This window comes from Symploca atlantica LB2515 (assembly GCF_052546295.1).
On record NZ_JBQWMT010000001.1, the window covers coordinates 3508644 to 3529479 of the forward strand.

Consider the following 20836-nt stretch of genomic DNA (forward strand, 5'->3'; position numbering starts at 1 on the left):
TCTAATGGGTTTGGTATTCTGATCCATAGACTAGTTGCCTTGGATACTCTAAGAAAGCATTTTGCCAACATATTGCGCTTACTGTCGTCTGATTCGAGCCTTCAGACGCGAGCAAGATGCTCGCACTGGGTTGGTTGGGCATTCTAAGAAGGTAGCTTAGCTCGGACTTCTTGCAAACAAAATGCCCTACCACACTTACTTGGTCACTTTCTGTACCTGGGAGCGACTGGTGCTATCGCCTCCAGCAAGGCAAGTGGTAATGAATGCTTGCCAATTTTTCGAGGGACAACGATACCAAATCTTTGCAGGTGTGATTATGCCAGATCATGTACATTTGCTGATACAACCTTGGTCTAAAGAAGAAGGGACATTGTGGACAATCGGGAGTATTCTTCACAGCATCAAGAGCTATAGCGCCAAACAGATCCCAAAGGTTATGCCTCACATAGGCAAAATCTGGCAAGATGGTCGTCATGAACGTTTGATTTTAAGCAATCAGCATTTTCAAGCCGCTTGGGAGTATATTCGTCAAAATCCCATCAAAGCAGACATCTCTGAAGCATCATCAATCTATCCTTTTTTCTGGCAACAATCGAATTAACCCTAGTGCGAGCGTCTCGCTCGCGTTTTTTAGTTACTGGTTACCATCGCAAAAAAAGAAAAAGATTCAACAAAGTTTGGGTGAAGAGCTTGCACTCACAAGTTTTTTTTTGCTGGTAAATTATGTAGACTCAAATAACGTGTCTTTCAACCAGATATTTATGTTTAAAAAGTTTATTTTATTGCTTCCTTAATCAGGATAACTACTCTCTTGACAGAGCTAGGATAATTAAAATCTGTTTCTACTGTGAATATTAAGTATTAGATGATGAGAGCAAGTCTTTTGTACAAATGATTGAGACGTGCTTTAGTGGGAGTTAAAAAACTTGTTCGCGAGTTGTTTGTAGATAATATGAGCCTAACTGATGAAGTTAAATCTTAACTATAAGGAGATGCCAGTTCTACCCTATAGTTCCCGTAGGGAGTTGCCGCCTAAACCTGGCATTTACTATATGGGTAATTGTGTCTGTCCGGTAATGTATATCGGTCTTGCACGTAACTTGAAGAATCGACATATTAATCATCATCGTCAAGAACAGTTCGAGAACATTGAGAACGCTGTTATTCACTATCACGTTTTAACCGATGATTTATTGGCAAAAATTACAGACCTGAGAAAAGTTTTAATTAGATTGGAGAAGCAGGCTATAAAACACTATAAACCGTTTTTAAATAACACTTCTATATCAGAACAGCCAGCATTTGCAACATTACATGGTTCAATTTACATTCAAGTTCATAAGGTTAGTCAAGCAGGTTACTGCGGACACTTTGATGGTCAGGATGGAGATGAGCTAGGAATAGACACAGGTAGATTATCTATGCTTATGAGAGCTATTAAAGAACAGCGACCCGTTTTTTTAATAGCATCTGGGTACTATGAAGAATATGAATCGGAAGAGTATTCTAACTTATCTGAACTAGTCCCTTATAGGAACGATAGGATTTATCTTCTTGTGAGTCGCTTTGTCCCCTATGGTTACGAACAGCCCAACTACTCTAGCGACAAATATTTTCTGTATGGAGCAACTTCCAAAGTCTTTATCAATCCCTATGTCATTCTAAATAATAGACCTGGATTTGAAGAATTTAGAAGAAGCTACTTAAGATTGGGATTTACCAACTGTGAACGTTCTCCCTTTACTAAGCAACTGTTACACCTAGACCAACTTGGCAGAAATAACTCACCAACTTAGAGTAGAAGTCAGGAGTCAGAAGTCAGGAGTCAGAAGTAAAAATTGCTCTAGCTCTGACTTTTAAGTTGAAAAGGCGTACTTCACCAACTTGTAAACTGTTGTATATCTTTCGGGAGTATATTCGTCAAAATCCTGTCAAAGCAGACATCTCTGAATCATCATCAATCTATCCTTTTTTCTGGCAACAATTGAATTAGCCCCAGTGTGAGCGTCTCGCTCGCATTGTCTAGTTATATCTCAGATCTTAAGACTGCAAAATAAACCAATGCGTCGGCACCTTGCCATCAAGAATAACGCGTAAAGTATTGCCCTGCTGCTCAGAAGGCAAGGCGGTTAATTCACTACCATCTGGTGCCAATGGTACAACACGCCAAGGTGAACCATTAGATTGAATTTCAATAGTACCAACTGTTGGCTCACTCAGGTAAGGCAAAGCATCATCACTTGATGGTACAACCTGAGCAACAGTTGTCAGTAGTAATCGCTTTGATTGGGCAATCGGTAAGTTATCTAAGCTAGTTACAGCAACAGTACATTTAGGCGTGACCATAGTAATTTTGACATCACGTAAGGCAATATCTTCTTCTCCAATCCAACCAGAAGCTGCCTGAGTTTTATCAGTATTAATGGTAAAAATTCCCTTGACCCAATCGCGTCGCAATTCACCTGTATCAGACTCAACATATTGCTGACCCCTGGGAATAAAATCCTGGTCAATTTCCGTAACAATAGTGACCTGATTAGGATCCGGTTCTGGGTTATTATCCCAGTCGAGTTCCTTAATATCTGGCAGAGAAACAGTTAGCTTGCTTTGTTCAACAAGGGTGCGAATAGTAGCCGAGTTATCTGGGTTGATATTCTTGTAGTAAGTTTCACGAGAGTCTAATTTCAGGCAGTAGGTTTGCTGTGCCTCTTTCACATGCTTTTGTCGGTAAAGAATTGCCGCCGCAGGCATAATTGCCGTAATCGCAGGATCGAAGGAAGTAGACCAAGATTCTGGTGCTTTTGGTTGACCTATAGGACTTTGTTGGTAACCATAGATCATCGGTGCGTCCCACCCTTGTAGGCAGGCCATAGCGGCAAGATAAAGTGGAGCAGTAAAGCGATCGCGTTTTGGATACTCGACATTCCATTCCGTAATCGTTAGCGGCTTGCCGTATACTTGGGCTGCACCAATCCAAGGAATAAAGTTAGCCTCTTGACGGGGATTAGTACTCAGGTGTTCTGCATCACCGTAGGAATGCACATCAATGACATCACCAAGAGTCAGTGCTGGCAGGCTGTATAATCCCATACCACCCCAGTAGTTGCTGACGGCAATCGGTACTTTGAGGCCAAGACTACGCAGTTGATCAATAGCGCGACGGAAGAATTTCTGTTCTATTTCATTGAGTACAATCTTTGAGGCACCAGGTTCCCAGGTGCGCAAAATCTCCGGTAAGGATAAGTTTTTAGACTTAGCAAACGACTTAGCTAAAGCTTCAAACATTTGCTGATGTGTTTGATTGCCTTTATCCGGCAGCATCAGATTGCCGAAGTGGTGAGTGATATCATTCTCATTAGTGATGAGAACCCCCATCACAGCAGGCTCTTGTGTGTAGGCTAGCTTCGTATAATTATTAACGTGGGTCAAGTACTGCTCAGCGAACTGCTGCATTAACTCTTCAAGGCGTGGATTAACGAAGTTAAAACCCTTACCTTCGCCTTTGTAATCACTGAGTTCTTCAAAACCCTCGATTTGATCACCAGCCTGAAACTGCCGTCCCACATGTAAATCTAGCCAGACATAGATTCCCTCGTCCTTAAGAGACTTAACCCACCAGTCGAGCATATCTAGGGATTCCGGGTTAAGTTGGCTAGTCGTACCATTACTGGTATCAAAGATATTGGGTGAAACCCAGCTAGAGTCATGGTGATGCAACCGCACGAGGTTGTAGCCAAGTGCAGCGAGGCGACGAGCCTGGTTAACGATATCTTCTTTTTTACTTTTGTAGAGGGCATAAGCCTGAACATTTGCTCCCCAGAATTTTGCTACAGTCCCGTCCTCAAAAACGAGTTGCTCGTTCTGGGTTTGCAGGAAGCCGTGTTTACCTGCTGGTTTCTCACCCTCGTTAAGAAACTGTAAGTCAATCGGCCAGCTATCCCACTGTAGGATATCAGCATGCCAACTACTCTTGTCTATTTCCGAGTAGCGTGCCAGAGATTGTTTCGTGGAATTAGAAGAGCGATTCCTACCCAATTGAGAACAAGAAACTGCTGTCAGTGCTGCTGCTGTTGCCAAGATAAATTGGCGTCGATTAATGTATCTTTTCACTAAAATAGGAAAATTAATTGAGAAACTTACTAATAGAAAAACGTCTTTAAGGAAAATAGAAAATTGAGACTATAAGTCAGATTCTGGCGTATATAGTTCAATTAACCATTTTCAATTAACTATTTGCCCTTCTAGATTAGCTTCCCAAAACCCTCTTGTGCCAGAGGCAAATTTTGTAGTTGTTGATTAATTTCGGCAGCAGCAGCAAGTCCAGAAGTTAAAGCACTTTCTATCAAATTACCTCCACACCAATCGCCACAACAAACTAAGGGTAAGGGTGTAGTAGTAGCAAGGTAGTTTATTGCCAAGGGACTGCGAGGAAAGGCATAGCGCCATCTGTGTACTTGGAACCATTGAGGATTATTCAACCAGGGAAAAAGATATCCAGCGGCACTGGCTAACAGTTGGCGTCCAGCGGCTTGTAAATCCGTCGCCTCTAAATAATCTTTGGCAAACTCGGCACTACTGTGTAAGACAAAGACTGGTTGAGCAGTGTCGAGACGCTTGCTACTATCTAAGCCAATCCAGCTTAAATCAGGGTTTTGGGGTAATCTGAGAGACTTCCAGGCTGGGTGCAACTTTTCTAATTCCTGCCGCTTCTGGGTGGGGTAACCAGCGATTACACTGAGGCAAGGGTCAAATTCAACAGAGCGCAGATTAGCTAAAAATTGGCGTGGAATTCCGATTGCTACTAGTGGTTCTAACAGCGTTAAAGCTTGTGGTGCCGGAATAGCAACAACCACGGTTCTTGCAGTTACTTGCTCTGGTTGATCACTATTTGAGTCTAAGTCAAGATGCCAAGTCCCTTCTTGGGTAGGTGTCATTGCCTTGACTCGTTTATTTGACCAAATTTCTAGATTAGTGGCAAGAAATTTGGCTATTGCTGTCATTCCTAGGGGGGCAATGTAACAATTTTTTTCAGAAACTTGATGTATTTCCTCTTTATTTGATTGGTAAATCTTCTGAGTCCAGACTTGAAGGATGCCGCACTTGCTCAAAGTTTCAATCAATTGTTGCGATAAATTGCCTTGTGACTCCAGGTAAGGTACGCCATGATCTGCGAGGGTTTCATGGAGGCGTCGCGTTGCCAATCTTCCTCCTACACCACGGGACTTTTCCAAGATGATCACCTTGTATCCAGCTTGGTGCAGTTGTCGTCCGCAGGTAATGCCTGCCATACCAGCACCGATGATAGCAACATCAAACATAAGCGATTTTCCTTCTGAGTTGGATTAGATAGAAGTAGAATAGTTGGCAGCACCGAATCTAGGGTTGTAGAGGGAAAGACTTTGGATGAGCTGAGAACCGCATTAGATTTAGCTACAGAAGAAGAATTACAACAGTTGACAGAAATTCTCTTCCGCCGCCGGTTTAACCCACTAGATTACGTTAATACACCCGATCCGATCGCTATCCAGAGCCAAGATCATGAAGCTTGGCTGGATGCCTTGGAGCAACGTTTTCGATATTTGGCAGCAGACGGCATGACAGTCCTCAGAGGACGTACTGACAAGTTTACCTATCGGCAAGCACTGATTCAGGTTTGTCATTATCTGAAAATTGCTTACTCTCGGAAGCTGACAACCACAGAATTAGAAGCAGAGATTTTTCTCAACTTAATGGGTCGAGCTTGGAAGAGTTTACCAGCATCAGAAAAAAAATCTCTGACTGTCCGAGTGCAGCGATCGCTTGCTCAGTCTAATCTTGCTGAACCGCTACCTGTGCAGCTACAACACAACCCCATGAGTTTACTCCTCAAAGGTGGTTCTGCACTAGCGGTTAGCTCGGTCTTAAGACCAATATTGATGAAACAGATAGCTAGTCAGTTTGCCTTTCATTTTGCTCGCTATCAAGTGGCTAAAGAAGCAGTGGTTCAAGGTGGTACAGCCGCAGCGGCACAGTTTCAAAACTACCTAGCGCTGCAAACGGCGCGGCAGGCCATGGCGCTGAATACTGCCCGTTATGGCGCTACTAGGACTTTATTTGCCTGTGTCGGGCCAGTGCTGTGGGGCTATTTTTTTGCTGACATCGGTTGGCGAGCGATCACAACCAATTATGGTCGCATTATTCCTACTATCTTTGCCTTAGCCCAAATTCGTCTTACTCGTACTGAATGTTGGGAACCAGTTTAATACTAGTTGTGAGTTATTAGTTTTTAGTTGCTAAAGGTAAAGCATCAGCATCCTGAACCGCCCTTGCAGGGTGCCTGGAACTGCGCTCAATTAGGGCTGCTAATTTTCCCCTTGATGCCTGCCCTAGGAAGCGTCGGCTTACTTATTGCCTTGCTGGCTACTGGGAAACAAAAGTACCCCACGATTATCCGTTCTCCCCTGAACCGAGGATTAGCTATTTTAAGCGTCTGGTTGGTAATTAGTGCCAGCTTTGCCTTTCAACCCACCGAAGCCTTTCTCGGCTTAGCGAATTTCCTCCCTTTCTTTGCCTTGTTTGCAGCTTATAGCGTTCTGATTCAGACGCCAGCACAGCTACGTCAATTAGCCTGGATTATCGTTATTCCTTCGCTACTAGTAGTAATTCTCGGTTTGGGTCAGCGGTTTTTGAGTTGGACTAGCCCAGAGCAATTACAAGCAGTTTTTGGTTGGATATTGACAGAGGGCGGCAATCCTCCGGGGAGAATCGCTTCAGTGTTCATGTATGCCAACATCTTAGCGGTTTATCTGCAAATTGCTTTGATCTTAGGGCTAGGGCTGCTGATTGAGAGATTTCAAACTTGGCGGCAAACAGCAAGCAAGTCCCAAGGCTGGGTATTCTGCTTTTTGAGTATCTTGGTTATTGGTAATGCGATCGCTCTTTTCCTCACCAGTTCTCGCAATGGCTGGGGAATAGCTGTTTTGTCTTGCCTTGTCTTGGCGCTTTATCTGGGCTGGCACTGGCTGGTAACGGCAGTTGGTGCTGCGGCTTTATCTGTTCTGTGGGCATCTTTTGGGCCTCAACTGGGGCGTGGCTGGTTACGTAGTATTGTCCCGTCTTACTTGTGGATGCGACTTTCTGACCAGTTATATCCCGATCGACCCGTGGCTTTGATGCGCACAACCCAGTGGCAGTTTGCTGGCAAGATGACCCTAGAACGCCCCTGGTTGGGTTGGGGATTACGCAATTTTACGCCTCTCTATGAAGCCAAAATGCAGATTTGGCTTGGTCATCCCCACAATCTGCTACTAATGTTGGCCTCTGAAACGGGCATTCCAGCAACATTGCTGTTTTGTGGTTTGGTTGGTTGGGTAATGGCTCAAGCTGTCAGAATTGTCAGCAGAAGTTCGACCTTTGTACCACTTTCCGAGAGAGAGCATTGGTCTCAGGACAAGCTAATTATTGTTGTTTATCTGGTGGCTTTCGGTAGCTGTACACTATTTAACTTGCTCGATGTGACGGTGTTTGATTTTCGGGTCAATATACTGGGGTGGATACTCTTGTCAGCGATTTGGGGTATCGTTGAGCATTACCGAGTAATCTCTGTTGAACTTGGCGTTGAGAAAGCTGTCGATTAATTAGAAAGGCGTCTCGGGGTTAATTAATGGTTTTAGGAGTTTGTTTCTCTAAGTTCACTCGTAGCGTATTCCCTTAAAATAAGCGTAAACCCCTTATACAGAGGTAAGGTAGAATTGAAGTGGCTCAAAAGTGGGCAAGACAAAAAATCAAAGATCGGATCGTACTAGATCCAAATAGTTATTATGCGCTATTGGGGTTACACCCCTCTGCATCACCGATAGAAATCCGGCGTGCCTATCGGGAACTGAGCAAGCGCTATCATCCTGATACAACTGAGCTACCAGCTAAAACCGCTACTACTAAGTTTCAACGGCTCAACGAAGCCTACGCCACTCTTAGCAATCCAGAACGGCGATCAGCCTATGACTTAAAAATTGGCTATTCACGCTTCAATGTGATTCAAACACCACCAGATTTTCAGAGTCCGGCTAACAGCTCACCAATCAAATACTCTGCTTCTGCTTATCTTGATCCTACTGACCGTCCCCTCTCGGCGGGTGAAATTTTCGCTCTGTTTGTTTTGGGGTTAACCTTCCTCCTTTGCTTACTTTTGGCGGTGGTAATTGGTCTAACCCGAGGGGAAGCTGCCATTCAAGTCTCTAAATTCGACTCTAATCAATGGTCAACTCACCAACTGCAAAGTCAGAGGTCGTTGACGACTCCTTCTGTAGAGCCTGCGTCTCCTCCCTTGTCAGAAAAACACTTGTCTTCAACAAAAATAATGACAAGTCCCAACTTACCAGATTCTGGTGAAAAGTAGTGCCGAGTCATTGTCTAGAGAACTAATTACTCAGCTAATTAAAACTCAAAACGCGATTTATGGTCTCTAAAAAAAATTCAATTCAAAAGGTTTCCCAATGTCTATAATCATGCCTTCAGCTGATACTCCTTTGTATAACCACCCCCTCGATGAAATAGAGAAATGGTTGCGGGATAACGGATGTGAACAAGACCGTAAAGAGCCTCACTGCTGGAGTATTGAACGACAAAATTGGAAAGCACAAATCTGTCTGGAAATTGAAGAGCTAACCGTCTGCTACCTTGAAGCGGGAGAAGGTAAACGGGATATTCAACGGTCTTTCAAATACTCCCTGAGTCGTGAGGATATAGAAGCTGCAGTTTTTTCGGGTCCGTAGTTATAAGTTAGTAAGTTAATTAAGGAATTTGATTCCAGAAAGCCTAGAGAACTTGTCTATAGTTTTTCAATTTATTTTTTCACTTTTCCAAAGCGACGGTCACGCTGCTGGTAGGAAGATAAAGCCTGATGAAACTGTGTTCGGTCAAAATCAGGCCAGTAGGTATCTGTAATATACAATTCAGCATAAGCCATTTGCCACAGCAAGAAGTTACTCAGCCGCATTTCCCCACTGGTGCGGATCAGTAAATCTGGATCGCATACATTGGCGGTGTAGAGGTGGCGTGAGAACAGTGCTTCGTCAATTTCCTCTGGCTGAAGTTGACCTTGCTGCACTTGAGTTGCGATCGCACGAGTCGCTTGTAAAATTTCCTGGCGTCCTCCGTAGTTGGTGGCAACAGTAAATTGGATGCCTTTATTTTCCTTCGTTTGGTTCATTGAACGCTGGATTTGCGACTGGAGTGATTGCGGCAATGCTACCAAGTTTCCCACAAATTGAATACGCACATTTTCCGCCATCATCTCCCGGAGTTCTCGCATTAATACCCGCTCAAACAAAGCCATCAAGAACTCCACCTCCTCAAGGGGACGCCCCCAATTTTCTGTAGAGAAAGCATAAGCTGTAAGAGCCTTAATTCCCCAATCGTCACAGCAGCGCAGCAGATTTTTCAACGCTTCTACCCCCTGCCTGTGACCGACAATTCGGGGTAGTCCTCGGCTTTTAGCCCAACGACCATTTCCATCCATGATCACCGCCACATGTTTAGGTAAGCGGTCTTGATCTAGATCGCTTGGTAACTTTTTTAAAATAGTTTGCATACTAGTCATTTTTTAGTTTGAGAAGTTGATGATGGCAGACGGAGTAGACGTGAAACCAGCACCCTTCCCTGAGACTTGATTTTGCGACCTAAGCTGCGTAAATCTGGAGTAACTGCCTCACGATCCACAGCGGTCGAAAATCGAGCTTCTAGCAATTCTTTGAGTTGATTGCTGGTTAATGGTCGGTTTAGTACTCCTCTTTCCGCCAAAGAAATTGAACCAGTTTCTTCAGATACAACAATACAAAGACAATTTTCGACACGCTCTGTAATTCCCATGGCTGCCCGATGGCGCGTACCAAGCTGCCGCGATGCCTTACGTTCCGAAAGAGGTAAAATCACACCGGCAGCAGCAACACGAGAGCCACGAATTAGTACTGCTCCATCGTGCAACAGTGTTGTTGTTTGAAAAATGGTTTGCAGTAGTTCTTTAGAGATTTCAGCATTGAGCTTAACACCCGGTACAGAAACATCTTTCTCATCAATTGGTCCGGTAGTTTCCATAATCATCAAAGCGCCGGTTCGGTTTTGAGATAATTCCTTGACGGCATCGACAATTTCATCAATAACGCTGTCTGATTTAGGAAGTGGGCGTCTTTTTGCTTCAAACAGTTGCAAAATCTCTCCCCGTCCTATCTGTTCGAGAAACCGGCGAAACTCTGACTGGAAGATCACAGCCATCGCCACAGCAGAACCAACCACCAACTTTTCTAGCACAAAGCTCAAAAGTGGCAGTCCTAATCTATTACTCACCGCTGTCGCCAGCATCAGGACAATTAAGCCCCGAACCATCCACAGCGTTCGGCGCTCCCCTATGATCAGGAGCACCATATAGGTGAGGGCTAGAACCAATCCGATATCGATGCTATGAAGCAACAAGGATTGAGCCCAGCCAAAGTCAGGAAGCTTACCCGACAAAGGAGGCGGCATTGAACTTCAATAAAGGTTAGCTATTGGGATGCTTGACTCTGGCTTGATCTTAGCGGAAGCATTGCAATTAACTCTCAGCTATTAGCTGTTGGCGATTACTGGGCACTGCTGGTAATTTCCTTCGCGCCTGGTAACTAGGCAAATCGCTAACTCCCCGCTTGCCTGATTGGCAAAGGCTAATTGCTAACATCTAATCTTCTGCTAAAGCGAGTCCTACAGGTAGATGATCTAAGCGAATTAGATCCTGGTAGGTTTCCCGCCTAATTATCAAGTCGGCTTCTCCTTCCTTTACTAATACAGCTGCTGGTCGGGGCAGCCGATTGTAATTAGAAGCCATACTGTAATTGTAGGCACCGGTGCCCATAACTACTAAGATATCTCCTGGCTCAGACTTGGGCAACTGAGCTTCCTTGAGTAGGATGTCTCCAGATTCACAGTGTTTCCCGGCAATGGTTAGGGTTTCTGTCAAGGGAGCCGACATTCGGTTGGCAACTAGCGCCCGATATTCTGATTGGTAAGTGATGGGGCGAGGGTTGTCCGACATACCGCCGTCAACTGCCAGATAAGTACGAATTTGCGGTATTTCTTTACGGCTACCAACGGTATAAGCAGTAACACAGCTTGAACCAATTAATGAGCGCCCAGGCTCACACATCAACTTAGGCAGAGGTAGCTTTTGTTGTTCACAGGCAGCAATCACCGCTTCACATACTCCCTTCACCCATTGGTCAATACTGGGAGGATCGTCTGATTCTGTGTAACAAATACCTAAGCCCCCGCCAACATTTAGTTCTTGAATTGGTAAGTTGTATTGCGAGGCTTTACTGAGGAAATCTACTAGGACACCGGCTAGATCTTTGTGAGGTTGGCTCTCAAAAATCTGGGAGCCAATGTGGGCATGTAAACCAATGCAATTGAGTTTTGGATGTTTGCTGATCAAGGCAAAGACATCTTCTAAGACATTGGGGTCAAAGCCAAATTTACTATCAAGGTGACCCGTGCGAATGTACTCGTGAGTGTGACACTCGATACCCGGAGTCAGCCGGAGCATAATCCGAATACCTTCTCGCTCCTCAGCAAGAGTAGCTAGGGTGTTTAACTCTAGCCAGTTATCTACCACAATGGTGCAGCCAACCTCAATTGCTAAATCAAGTTCGGCGTTGGATTTATTATTTCCATGGAAATAGATTTTGTCAGTACTAACTCCACTATGTAAAGCTGTGTAGAGTTCACCACCAGAGACAACATCTACACCCAGACCCTCAGCATGGACGATGGCACAAACTGCTAAACAACTCCAGGCTTTGGAAGCATAGAGTACTAAGCTCTCGCCCTGGTAATAGTGAGTTAAGGCATCACGGTACTGGCGACAGGCAGTTCTGAGGGTTACTTCATCAACAATGTAAAGGGGTGAGCCAAATTGCTCTACTAGTGTTTTTACATCACAGCCGCCAATTTCTAGAGAGTCGCGACTGTTGGCTTTAGCTGTCAGAGGTAGCAGTTCTTGATTGGGAGAGCGTTGGTCAGGGGAAATGCTAGAAGAGGAGAGATACCGAAGTCCGGAGTTTTGAACATCGGTAGGGTGAGTTGATAGCATAATGTAAGTATTATTTCAGGTTGGCTTTACAGCCAGTGTACAATTGAGGGCTATCAACCAACTCAATATCTTCACTATTAACTACCCTTTGTCGAGACCGAGACGGAGGTTGAGCTAGATTTCCCAGAAGAAATTTGAACAATTAGCGCGGCAGTCCCCATTCTCAGCGAAGCGGAATGGGGAAGGATAGCGCGTCAGGGGCTCTGTTGATTCTGGATATATTTTTTGAGAGTTTCAATAGGCGCACCTCCACAGGAGGCAACATAATAAGAATTAGACCAAAAGGAAACTTTACCCCAGTAATGTTGTTGTACCTCTTCGGGAAATTCTTTCTTGAGCATCCTTGCCGTGGAACTTTTTAGACTGCCAGCAACAGCAGAGATTGAGTTTTTAGGATGGAAGTCCAACAAAATATGTACATGATCAGGTTCCCCATTAAACTCGATTAATTCGCAGAACATTTTATTTGCCACTTGCTTGACCATCTCTTGCAAACGGTCAAGCATTTTTGCGGTAAGTACTTTACGTCGATAGTGAGTGACAAACACAAAGTGTAGTCGCACACTAAAGATACTATGAGAGCCTTTCCTGGCCTGCATCTTGACAGGGTGTACCCGTTAAACTACACTCGTCAGCATACCAGACAAGTCAAGCAAGGCGATGGCGACTAAGCGCATTACTTTTAGACTTTATCCCACAAAAGAAGTAGCTAATAAGATGCATTCTTGGCGCCAGCTTCACTGTGCTTTATACAATGCTTGTGTTGAGCATCGTAGAACTTCTTATCAAAGGTTCAATAAGTCGGTTGGTTACTACGACCAACAGGATTGTTTGCCTGAATTTAAGAAGTGTTGGATAGAGTACAAAGAGCTTGGTAGTCACGCATTGCAAGATACCGTTAAACGTGTTGATTTCGCTTTCCGGAGGTTTTTTAAGCTCAAGTCAGGATATCCAAGGTTTAAAGCTAGTCGTCGTTATAAAGGCTGGACTTATCCTTGTAAGTCAGGGTGGAGTGCCTGTACCAATGGCAAAAATGGTTATCTAAAAATATCTAACCTTGGCAAGCTCAAAATGCGTGGTCAAGCAAGAGATTGGGGTACACCAAAAACTTGCACAATCCTGTTTAAACAAGGCAAGTGGTACGCTTCAATCACTGTTGATTGTGTTCCGACAAGATATCAAACAGGTACTGGAGCTATCGGTTTGGACTTCGGGACTCATCATGCTATTGCTGATTCTAATGGTGGTTTGGTAAACAACCCTCGATTTGTTAAAGTAGCTCAAGCAAAAATCAACAAGATAGCCAAGACTAGTCGCCGCAAGCGTTCACCTAACTTCAAAAAGAAAGTTAAGGCTTCACGACGTTGGAAGAAGACAAATAAAGCTATAGCCAAAATACAGGCTAAGGTAGCAAGACAAAGACAAGATTGGCAACACAAAGTCTCTACACAAATAGCAAGCGGTAATAGCCTGGTAGCGACGGAAAAGCTCAATCTTAAAGGGATGACTCGCAAGGCAAAAGCAGGAAGTAAAAGAAGGCGGCAAAAATCAGGACTTAATCGGTCTTTGCTTGATGTTGGTATTGGGAACCTCAAAGATTTAATCAAGTATAAAGTCTCCGAGGCTGGAGGTTTTTATATTGAGGTTCCTACTCAAAAAGTTAAGCCTTCTCAAACCTGTCCCAATTGCGGTCATCAAAGAAAGAAAACATTAGCAGAACGAGTACATCATTGCGAAAAATGCAACTATCAATGTGATCGTGATATCGCGGCAGCAATGGTTATGCTTCAATATGCAAGGGGGCAGGAACTGTCCTCTTCAGGCGTAGATGAGTCCACCTCTGTTGATTGCGGAAGCTTTAAGCAAGTTGCTCAAGTGAAGCGTCAGAAACGTACAGCTCAGCAATAGCGGCTGTACGTAGTTCATAGTAGTCTAACTCTTAAGTATTTTTGGCACCGATGATGGTCAGCCTTCAGTTAACCACGTTGACTTCGAGCAACTTGGTAGAGTGACTGCCACTTCTGTCTACTCTCTGTTGGCTCTTGGAGAGAAATTATGGTTTTCTTGACCAAACTGTTTTAGGCAAAACCAGCCGCGCTAATCAGTGATATGTAAATGTGACTTGTGTGCGTTCGATTACTGCGATTATTCCTGGAAGCTAGGGCTTACTTATTGTAAATTAATCGATGAATTTATTGGAACTTAAGTCTCTATCAGCGGAGCATTTGAGCGCCGCAGTAGAACTGGATAAGCTGTGTTTTGGAGGTCTCTGGACTTTCTCCGGTTACGAGCGGGAGCTAGATAGCCCTAATAGTAAATTGCTGGCTTTAGAAGCGCTTCCGAGTGAATTTCCTCCATTTTCCTCAGCACCAGATCAAAGAGAAGATGAGGCGCTTGAGGTAAAGAGCAGGAAAACTTTAACAGCCTTGGACAAAGAAGATAATCTTTCAAAAATAAATTCTCAAGCCCTGGGTCATACCCCCTCACCTCGCCCCCTGTTGGGTTTGGGTTGTTTCTGGTCAATTTTAGAAGAGGCACACATCACGATTTTGGCGGTACATCCAGACTACCGACGTCGTGGTTTGGGTAGGTTATTGCTGTATGCTCTACTACGGGAGGCTAGAAACCATCAACTAGAGCGGGCAACCCTGGAGGTGAAGCCATCTAATCAAGTAGCTTTGTCTCTATACCACAAGTTTGGTTTCACTGAAGCTGGACGACGCCTAAAATATTATAAGGACACAGGGGAAGATGCCCTGGTTCTTTGGCGCGGTGGTTTGCAAACTCCTGAATTTGAGGAGATGCTCACCAACTTTTATCGTATCTTAGTCCCACAGCTTGCTAGTTGGGACTGGAAGTTACGCCTAGACAGCAGGGCTGAAGCTCACCAAGATTAGGGGTACACTCTCACTGGTCTTTGATCGCTGTAATCAAAAAAGTCTTACCTCGCAGGTAGGGATATCCAGACCAAAAGTAGCGTCTCCGGTTGGGTTTAAACAGACAACCGGAGGATTACCCTATGCTAGAATCAGCCTACACGGGCACGCAACAGGTGATGGGAATACGCCATGTTTGAACGCTTTACAGAAAAAGCCATTAAAGTAATCATGCTGGCCCAGGAAGAGGCACGTCGCCTGGGGCACAACTTTGTCGGCACGGAGCAAATCCTCCTGGGTCTAATCGGAGAAGGCACTGGCGTCGCTGCCAAAGTCCTTAAATCGATGGGTGTCAACCTGAAAGACGCTCGGATAGAAGTAGAAAAAATTATTGGCAGGGGTTCTGGATTCGTTGCGGTAGAAATTCCTTTTACCCCCAGAGCGAAGAGAGTTCTAGAGCTATCACTAGAAGAAGCTCGCCAGCTAGGGCATAACTATATTGGCACCGAACACTTGCTTCTTGGGTTAATTAGGGAAGGGGAGGGGGTCGCAGCCAGAGTTCTAGAAAACCTGGGCGTAGACCTCTCCAAGGTAAGAACGCAAGTGATCCGGATGCTCGGTGAGACGGCGGAAGTTACAGCGGGCGCTTCTCAAGGTCGTACCAAGACGCCAACACTAGATGAATTCGGCTCGAATCTGACAGTAATGGCGGCTGAAGGCAAGCTAGATCCAGTAGTAGGAAGAGCTAAAGAAATTGAGCGGGTAATTCAAATTCTGGGACGCCGCACCAAAAACAACCCTGTGTTGATTGGAGAACCTGGAGTTGGTAAAACGGCGATCGCTGAAGGCTTGGCCCAAAGAATCGCCAACAATGATATTCCAGACATCTTAGAAGAGAAACGGGTTGTTACCCTTGATATTGGTTTGCTAGTTGCCGGCACTAAGTACCGGGGTGAATTTGAAGAGCGGCTGAAAAAAATCATGGACGAAATTCGTCAGGCCGGAAACGTCATTCTGGTAATTGACGAGGTTCACACCCTAATTGGTGCTGGTGCTGCCGAAGGTGCTATTGATGCTGCTAATATTCTTAAACCAGCTTTGGCGCGGGGTGAACTACAGTGCATTGGTGCAACCACGCTGGATGAGTACCGCAAGCATATTGAACGGGATGCTGCGCTAGAACGTCGTTTCCAGCCAGTGATGGTAGGTGAACCCTCCGTAGACGAGACAATTGAGATTCTCTTCGGTTTGCGCGAGCGCTATGAACAACACCACAAACTGAAAATCTTGGACGCTGCCCTAGAAGCAGCAGCCAAGCTTTCTGATCGTTATATCTCCGATCGCTACCTACCAGATAAAGCAATCGACCTGATCGACGAAGCCGGAAGTCGTGTCCGCCTGCTCAACTCACAGCTACCACCCGCAGCCAAGGAGTTAGATAAGGAATTGCGTCAAGTTCTTAAAGAGAAAGACGATGCAGTCCGCTCCCAAGACTTTGATCGGGCAGGAGAACTTCGCGATCGCGAAATGGAAATCAAAGCGGAAATTCGCACTCTAGCTCAAACTAAAAAGACAGAAGGCACTAGCGAAGATGCCTCACCGCAAGTAGATGAGGAAGATATCGCTCATATCGTGGCTTCCTGGACTGGTGTACCGGTGAACAAACTCACCGAATCCGAGTCAGAAAAGCTGCTGCATATGGAAGACACTTTGCACCAGCGATTGATTGGTCAAGAGGAAGCTGTTAAGGCAGTTTCCCGCGCTATTCGTCGGGCAAGAGTAGGTTTAAAGAACCCCAACCGTCCGATTGCTAGCTTCATCTTCTCTGGTCCTACAGGTGTTGGTAAGACGGAACTAGCGAAGTCTTTAGCAACTTACTTCTTCGGTTCAGAAGAAGCGATGATTCGCTTAGATATGTCGGAGTATATGGAGCGCCACACCGTCAGTAAACTGATTGGTTCGCCTCCAGGATACGTCGGCTACAACGAAGGCGGTCAACTGACAGAAGCAGTTAGGCGTCGTCCTTACACAGTGGTGCTCTTCGATGAAATCGAAAAAGCTCACCCTGACGTCTTCAACATGCTGCTGCAAATTCTAGAAGATGGTCGTCTCACTGATGCCAAGGGTAGGACAGTAGACTTTAAGAACACGCTGCTGATCATGACCTCAAACATTGGTTCTAAGGTGATTGAAAAAGGTGGCGGCGGTATTGGCTTTGAGTTCAGTGAAGATGTTGCTGAATCTCAGTACAATCGCATTCGTTCGCTGGTTAATGAAGAACTCAAACAATATTTCCGTCCAGAGTTCCTCAATCGCTTAGATGAAATCATTGTCTTCCGTCAACTGACGAAAGACGAGGTCAAGGAAATTGCCGAAATCCTACTCAAAGAGGTTTTCGGACGCCTTACCGAGAAGGGAATCACCCTCGAAGTCACCGATCGGTTCAGAGAACGGCTGGTGGAAGAGGGTTACAACCCTAGCTATGGCGCACGTCCCTTACGTCGGGCAATTATGCGGTTGTTGGAAGATGTCCTGGCTGAGGAAATCCTCTCTGGTCGTACTACAGATGGGGATACAGCAATAGTTGATGTTGACGAAAACGGCAATGTGAAAGTAACCCCTGGTGAAGATCGGGAGTTATTACCTCAAGCCGCTGAGAATTAGCTTTTTGATCATCAATAGTTAATTGAACGGTAGAGAACTCAAAGCGTCTCTACCGTATTTTTTTTGCCACCTAATCAGCAACACCCGATGTTTATCTCTTTAATCGCAGACTACGGAACTGGTGACCCAGCTTTTGCTGAAGTAGCGCAGCGTTTGATGATGGCTTTGCCATTATCACAAATTCACTTACTCTCAGTTCCGCCATTTAGTACCTTGGCCACCGGTTTCTGGATTGCTCAACTAGGACTTAATCCCGGCCCGGAAGAACGCCTAATTTATCACAATTGTGCTCCTCGACAGGATGATAAAACAGCTAGGTCAGATAATGAAGGTGAGGGATTAACTTATGCTTTGTTGCCCAATGGGGTAAAAGTAGTCGGTGTCAATGCAGGTTACACATTATCTTTTTTAAAAAATCACTCACAGGCGTTGCATATTGTTAATGTCTCGCGGGGAGGTTCACAGTTTCGCTCTCGGGATGTGTTTCCTACTGCTGCGGCTGCGATCGCTCAAGGAGACTTCAGTCTGGTAGGAGAAGCTTTGAAAGCTCAACAAATCCCCGACTTTCCTCTAGATCGCGTTGCCTGGATTGATGGCTACGGCAATATTAAAACGACAATTCCTGCCTCAAGCGTGAATCTAGAACCAGAAACTAAGGTAGTAATTCGGATTGGGGATGTGGTGAGTGATGCTGTTTACTCAGATGGTAGTTTTCAGGTTTCCCAAGGAACTCTAGCTTTTGCACCAGGAAGTTCTGGTTGGCCTGCGGCTGCGGGTAGTCAGTCTGTGCGTTGGATGGAGTTATTTTTGCGAGGTGGCAATGCTTGGAGACGGTTTGGTAAGCCGCGTGTTAATCAGGTAGTGACGCGTATTGGGTAATTGGGCAAAGCCTCGCGGCCCTAAAGGGCGAGCGCATTAATCCCCAAAAGCTACCATTTTGCTAACAGGTGATGAATGTGCCCAAAGGCTAGCAGAAATGTTGAGAGCAAGAGGAATTGACCCAGATTAGAATTGAGCAAAAAAAAGGGACGGTATAGAAGCCGTCCCTTTCTCTTACTCTTACTGTGTTAACTTTCTAGATTAAAGCTGAGGTACGTACTGCTCCTTCTCAGGGACATTCGTATACTCAGCTACAATCTGACGGAACTCTTCACCGTCAATTGTTTCCTTCTCAATCAACAAATCTACCAATCGATCAATGACAACGCGATTTTCTCGGATCAGTCGCCGCGCGTCGTCATGGCAATGATCAACAATTAGGTGTACTTGTTCATCAATCCTAGAAGCAACCTCTTCTGAGTACTCTGCTCTTGAGGTTAAACCGGCACCGAGAAATACTTCTCCGCCTTGACCTTCCAAGGACAGGGAACCCAGATCACTCATTCCATAGCGGGTTACCATCTGCCTTGCAATCGAGGTCAACTGTTGCAAATCACCACCAGCACCAGTCGTAACTTCAGCATCACCGAAAACTTCTTCCTCTGCGGCTCTGCCTCCCAAAGCTCCGGTAATCCTAGCTAGAAGCTGAGCTCTGGTAATCAATCCTTGTTCTTCGCTGGGGGTAAACCAGGTCAAACCCTGAGCTTGACCACGAGGAATCAAGGTGACTTTCTGGACTGGGTCATGGTCTTTGACGAGAGTACCAATAATCGCGTGTCCGACTTCGTGGTAAGCGATTAAGCGCTTACTCTTGCTGTCTACTAGTGGGGTGCCTTCCATCCCCGCAACTACGCGGTCAACAGCATCATTAATTTCTGCCATGGTGATGGCTTCTTTGCGTCGTCTAGCAGTGAGAATTGCCGCTTCATTAAGCAAGTTAGCTAAATCCGCACCAGTAAATCCAGGAGTACGCCGTGCGATCGCTTCTATGGAGATTTCAGGAGCCAGCTTTTTGTTGCGTGCGTGGACGTTTAAAATACCCATGCGACCTTTAAGATCAGGAGCATCGACAACCACTTGTCGGTCAAAGCGTCCAGGACGCAGTAGAGCTGAGTCTAGTACATCTGGTCGGTTGGTAGCTGCAATGATGATAATGCCGGTATTTCCTTCAAAACCATCCATTTCGGTGAGCAACTGATTGAGGGTTTGTTCCCTTTCATCGTTACCGCCGCCAATACCTGCGCCACGTTGACGACCTACGGCATCAATTTCATCAATAAAGATTAAACAAGGAGCGTTCTCCTTAGCTTTTTTGAATAAGTCACGAACGCGCGAGGCACCAACACCAACGAACATTTCTACGAATTCAGAACCGGAGATGCTAAAAAAGGGAACTCCAGCTTCCCCTGCGATTGCCTTTGCCAAGAGTGTTTTACCTGTACCAGGAGGACCAACTAACAAAACACCTTTAGGAATGCGTGCGCCTACGGCTGTGAAGCGTTCTGGTTGCTTGAGGAAGGTGACAACTTCTTGAAGTTCTTCTTTCGCTTCTTCAATTCCTGCTACATCATCGAAGACAATTCCAGTTTTTGCTTCCATCTGGAACCTTGCTTTAGACTTGCCGAAGTTCATTGCTTGACCAGGGCCGCCACCGATGTTGCTAGAACGACGGAACAGGAAAAACAGCCCAGCAATCAAGAGGATGGGAAAAATTAAATTACCCAAAAGTCCCCAAATTGCACCATCGTTCCGAGCTGGATGTGCGTCAATCGTGATGTCAGATTCTCTTAGCTTGGCAACTAACTCAGGAGCATTCCCTGGTAAGTCTACTCGTAGCCGCTGTGATCGGTTATCAAGTTCCGGATCCACAGCTTCTACAATGGCTGTTCTACCGGCATCGTAGAGGTCAACACTAGTAACTCGGCCAGCATCTAAGTATTCCAAGAAACGACCATAGGTCATCCTCGTGTTCGCGGTGTTTCTACCCATATCGCTAGCAGCGGTAGAAAACGCACCTTGCCATAAGAAAAACCCAATCACCAGGGCAGGTAATGTCCAGAGTAATATTACTCTCCAAGAAACTTTCATTTTTTATTAACCTCTAGATATCCGTCTTAAATGCTGGTGTCAGCCCTAGGTGAACATTAGAAACCACCAAAACCAGCTTAAAAAACTTGAATGAACAGAAAAATTTACTTCAACTTCATTAAATTTAACTTAATTCTCATTCTCCGAGCAACCCACAACTAGCGAAATTACGTTTTGTGCCACTTTGCTAAGGTTTTCACAGTATCTTGACAGTGTTTTTATTCTCTGGTAA

18 protein-coding genes are annotated in these 20836 nt (G+C 45.2%); 10 read left to right on the forward strand and 8 right to left on the reverse strand.

Going from position 1 to position 20836, the window contains the following annotated elements:
• The first annotated feature begins 181 nt into the window (after positions 1-181).
• Both ACT7WV_RS14560 and ACT7WV_RS14565 read left to right on the forward strand, forming a co-directional pair.
• Positions 182-601, forward strand: a complete 420-nt coding sequence (locus ACT7WV_RS14560) for an REP-associated tyrosine transposase (RefSeq protein ID WP_445103569.1) — start codon at positions 182-184, stop codon at positions 599-601.
• Positions 602-992: 391 nt separating this feature from the next.
• Positions 993-1796: a hypothetical protein gene (locus ACT7WV_RS14565; RefSeq protein WP_445103570.1), complete on the forward strand. Its 804-nt coding sequence runs from the start codon at positions 993-995 to the stop codon at positions 1794-1796.
• 244 nt (positions 1797-2040) lie between these two features.
• Here ACT7WV_RS14565 and ACT7WV_RS14570 read toward each other — a convergent pair whose 3' ends face one another.
• The gene (locus ACT7WV_RS14570; RefSeq protein WP_445103571.1) at positions 2041-4110 is read right to left on the reverse strand and encodes a glycoside hydrolase 5 family protein; all 2070 of its coding nucleotides are present in this window, start codon (positions 4108-4110) and stop codon (positions 2041-2043) included.
• Positions 4111-4241: 131 nt separating this feature from the next.
• On the reverse strand, positions 4242-5318 hold the full coding sequence (locus tag ACT7WV_RS14575; RefSeq protein WP_445103572.1) for an NAD(P)/FAD-dependent oxidoreductase: 1077 nt from the start codon (positions 5316-5318) through the stop codon (positions 4242-4244).
• Positions 5319-5399: 81 nt separating this feature from the next.
• Here ACT7WV_RS14575 and ACT7WV_RS14580 point away from each other — a divergent pair, with 81 nt between their 5' ends.
• From ACT7WV_RS14580 to ACT7WV_RS14595, 4 genes are all read left to right on the forward strand, one after another.
• Positions 5400-6242 carry a YaaW family protein gene (locus ACT7WV_RS14580; RefSeq protein WP_445103573.1) on the forward strand — a complete coding sequence of 281 codons (843 nt, stop codon included), beginning with the start codon at positions 5400-5402 and terminating at the stop codon, positions 6240-6242.
• A 27-nt stretch (positions 6243-6269) separates the two neighbouring features.
• A complete protein-coding gene (locus tag ACT7WV_RS14585; RefSeq protein WP_445103574.1) occupies positions 6270-7616 on the forward strand; it encodes an O-antigen ligase family protein in 1347 nt (448 codons plus the stop codon).
• Positions 7617-7735: 119 nt separating this feature from the next.
• On the forward strand, positions 7736-8377 hold the full coding sequence (locus ACT7WV_RS14590) for a J domain-containing protein (RefSeq protein WP_445103575.1): 642 nt from the start codon (positions 7736-7738) through the stop codon (positions 8375-8377).
• Positions 8378-8480: 103 nt separating this feature from the next.
• Positions 8481-8753, forward strand: coding sequence for a DUF3143 domain-containing protein (locus ACT7WV_RS14595; RefSeq protein WP_463424259.1), 273 nt, complete (start codon positions 8481-8483; stop codon positions 8751-8753).
• A gap of 71 nt (positions 8754-8824) precedes the next feature.
• Here ACT7WV_RS14595 and ACT7WV_RS14600 read toward each other — a convergent pair whose 3' ends face one another.
• The 5 genes from ACT7WV_RS14600 to tnpA all read right to left on the reverse strand — a co-directional run bounded on the left by ACT7WV_RS14600 (position 8825) and on the right by tnpA (position 12696).
• Positions 8825-9580, reverse strand: a complete 756-nt coding sequence (locus tag ACT7WV_RS14600; protein ID WP_445103577.1) for an isoprenyl transferase — start codon at positions 9578-9580, stop codon at positions 8825-8827.
• The gene (cdaA, locus tag ACT7WV_RS14605) at positions 9577-10500 is read right to left on the reverse strand and encodes a diadenylate cyclase CdaA (protein WP_445103578.1); all 924 of its coding nucleotides are present in this window, start codon (positions 10498-10500) and stop codon (positions 9577-9579) included. Before cdaA ends, ACT7WV_RS14600 begins: the two co-directional genes overlap by 4 nt.
• Positions 10501-10567: 67 nt before the next feature.
• The gene (locus ACT7WV_RS14610) at positions 10568-10690 is read right to left on the reverse strand and encodes a hypothetical protein (protein WP_445103579.1); all 123 of its coding nucleotides are present in this window, start codon (positions 10688-10690) and stop codon (positions 10568-10570) included.
• Entirely contained in the window at positions 10691-12097 is a 1407-nt protein-coding gene (gene lysA / locus ACT7WV_RS14615; RefSeq protein WP_445103580.1) for a diaminopimelate decarboxylase, read from the reverse strand. It lies immediately after the preceding gene.
• 194 nt (positions 12098-12291) lie between these two features.
• Positions 12292-12696: an IS200/IS605 family transposase gene (gene tnpA, locus ACT7WV_RS14620; protein WP_445103581.1), complete on the reverse strand. Its 405-nt coding sequence runs from the start codon at positions 12694-12696 to the stop codon at positions 12292-12294.
• 61 nt (positions 12697-12757) lie between these two features.
• Here tnpA and ACT7WV_RS14625 point away from each other — a divergent pair, with 61 nt between their 5' ends.
• From ACT7WV_RS14625 to ACT7WV_RS14640, 4 genes are all read left to right on the forward strand, one after another.
• Positions 12758-14005: an RNA-guided endonuclease InsQ/TnpB family protein gene (locus tag ACT7WV_RS14625; protein WP_445103582.1), complete on the forward strand. Its 1248-nt coding sequence runs from the start codon at positions 12758-12760 to the stop codon at positions 14003-14005.
• Between the two features lie 278 nt (positions 14006-14283).
• Positions 14284-14994, forward strand: coding sequence for a ribosomal protein S18-alanine N-acetyltransferase (gene rimI, locus ACT7WV_RS14630; protein WP_445103583.1), 711 nt, complete (start codon positions 14284-14286; stop codon positions 14992-14994).
• A gap of 171 nt (positions 14995-15165) precedes the next feature.
• On the forward strand, positions 15166-17637 hold the full coding sequence (locus ACT7WV_RS14635) for an ATP-dependent Clp protease ATP-binding subunit (RefSeq protein WP_445103584.1): 2472 nt from the start codon (positions 15166-15168) through the stop codon (positions 17635-17637).
• An 87-nt stretch (positions 17638-17724) separates the two neighbouring features.
• Positions 17725-18516 carry an SAM hydrolase/SAM-dependent halogenase family protein gene (locus tag ACT7WV_RS14640; protein WP_445103585.1) on the forward strand — a complete coding sequence of 264 codons (792 nt, stop codon included), beginning with the start codon at positions 17725-17727 and terminating at the stop codon, positions 18514-18516.
• A 201-nt stretch (positions 18517-18717) separates the two neighbouring features.
• Here ACT7WV_RS14640 and ftsH2 read toward each other — a convergent pair whose 3' ends face one another.
• On the reverse strand, positions 18718-20604 hold the full coding sequence (ftsH2, locus tag ACT7WV_RS14645; RefSeq protein WP_445103586.1) for an ATP-dependent zinc metalloprotease FtsH2: 1887 nt from the start codon (positions 20602-20604) through the stop codon (positions 18718-18720).
• Positions 20605-20836 lie beyond the last annotated feature (232 nt).

Excerpts from the sequence above, each read along its gene's own strand:
- ACT7WV_RS14610 (WP_445103579.1), bottom strand. The coding sequence starts at position 10,690 with ATGTTAGCAATTAGCCTTTGCCAATCAGGCAAGCGGGGAGTTAGCGAT.
- ACT7WV_RS14560 (WP_445103569.1), top strand. The coding sequence starts at position 182 with ATGCCCTACCACACTTACTTGGTCACTTTCTGTACCTGGGAGCGACTG.
- ACT7WV_RS14600 (WP_445103577.1), bottom strand. The coding sequence starts at position 9,580 with ATGACTAGTATGCAAACTATTTTAAAAAAGTTACCAAGCGATCTAGAT.
- ftsH2 (WP_445103586.1), bottom strand. The coding sequence starts at position 20,604 with ATGAAAGTTTCTTGGAGAGTAATATTACTCTGGACATTACCTGCCCTG.
- tnpA (WP_445103581.1), bottom strand. The coding sequence starts at position 12,696 with ATGCAGGCCAGGAAAGGCTCTCATAGTATCTTTAGTGTGCGACTACAC.
- ACT7WV_RS14575 (WP_445103572.1), bottom strand. The coding sequence starts at position 5,318 with ATGTTTGATGTTGCTATCATCGGTGCTGGTATGGCAGGCATTACCTGC.
- rimI (WP_445103583.1), top strand. The coding sequence starts at position 14,284 with ATGAATTTATTGGAACTTAAGTCTCTATCAGCGGAGCATTTGAGCGCC.
- ACT7WV_RS14565 (WP_445103570.1), top strand. The coding sequence starts at position 993 with ATGCCAGTTCTACCCTATAGTTCCCGTAGGGAGTTGCCGCCTAAACCT.
- ACT7WV_RS14640 (WP_445103585.1), top strand. The coding sequence starts at position 17,725 with ATGTTTATCTCTTTAATCGCAGACTACGGAACTGGTGACCCAGCTTTT.
- lysA (WP_445103580.1), bottom strand. The coding sequence starts at position 12,097 with ATGCTATCAACTCACCCTACCGATGTTCAAAACTCCGGACTTCGGTAT.
- cdaA (WP_445103578.1), bottom strand. The coding sequence starts at position 10,500 with ATGCCGCCTCCTTTGTCGGGTAAGCTTCCTGACTTTGGCTGGGCTCAA.
- ACT7WV_RS14635 (WP_445103584.1), top strand. The coding sequence starts at position 15,166 with ATGTTTGAACGCTTTACAGAAAAAGCCATTAAAGTAATCATGCTGGCC.
- ACT7WV_RS14625 (WP_445103582.1), top strand. The coding sequence starts at position 12,758 with ATGGCGACTAAGCGCATTACTTTTAGACTTTATCCCACAAAAGAAGTA.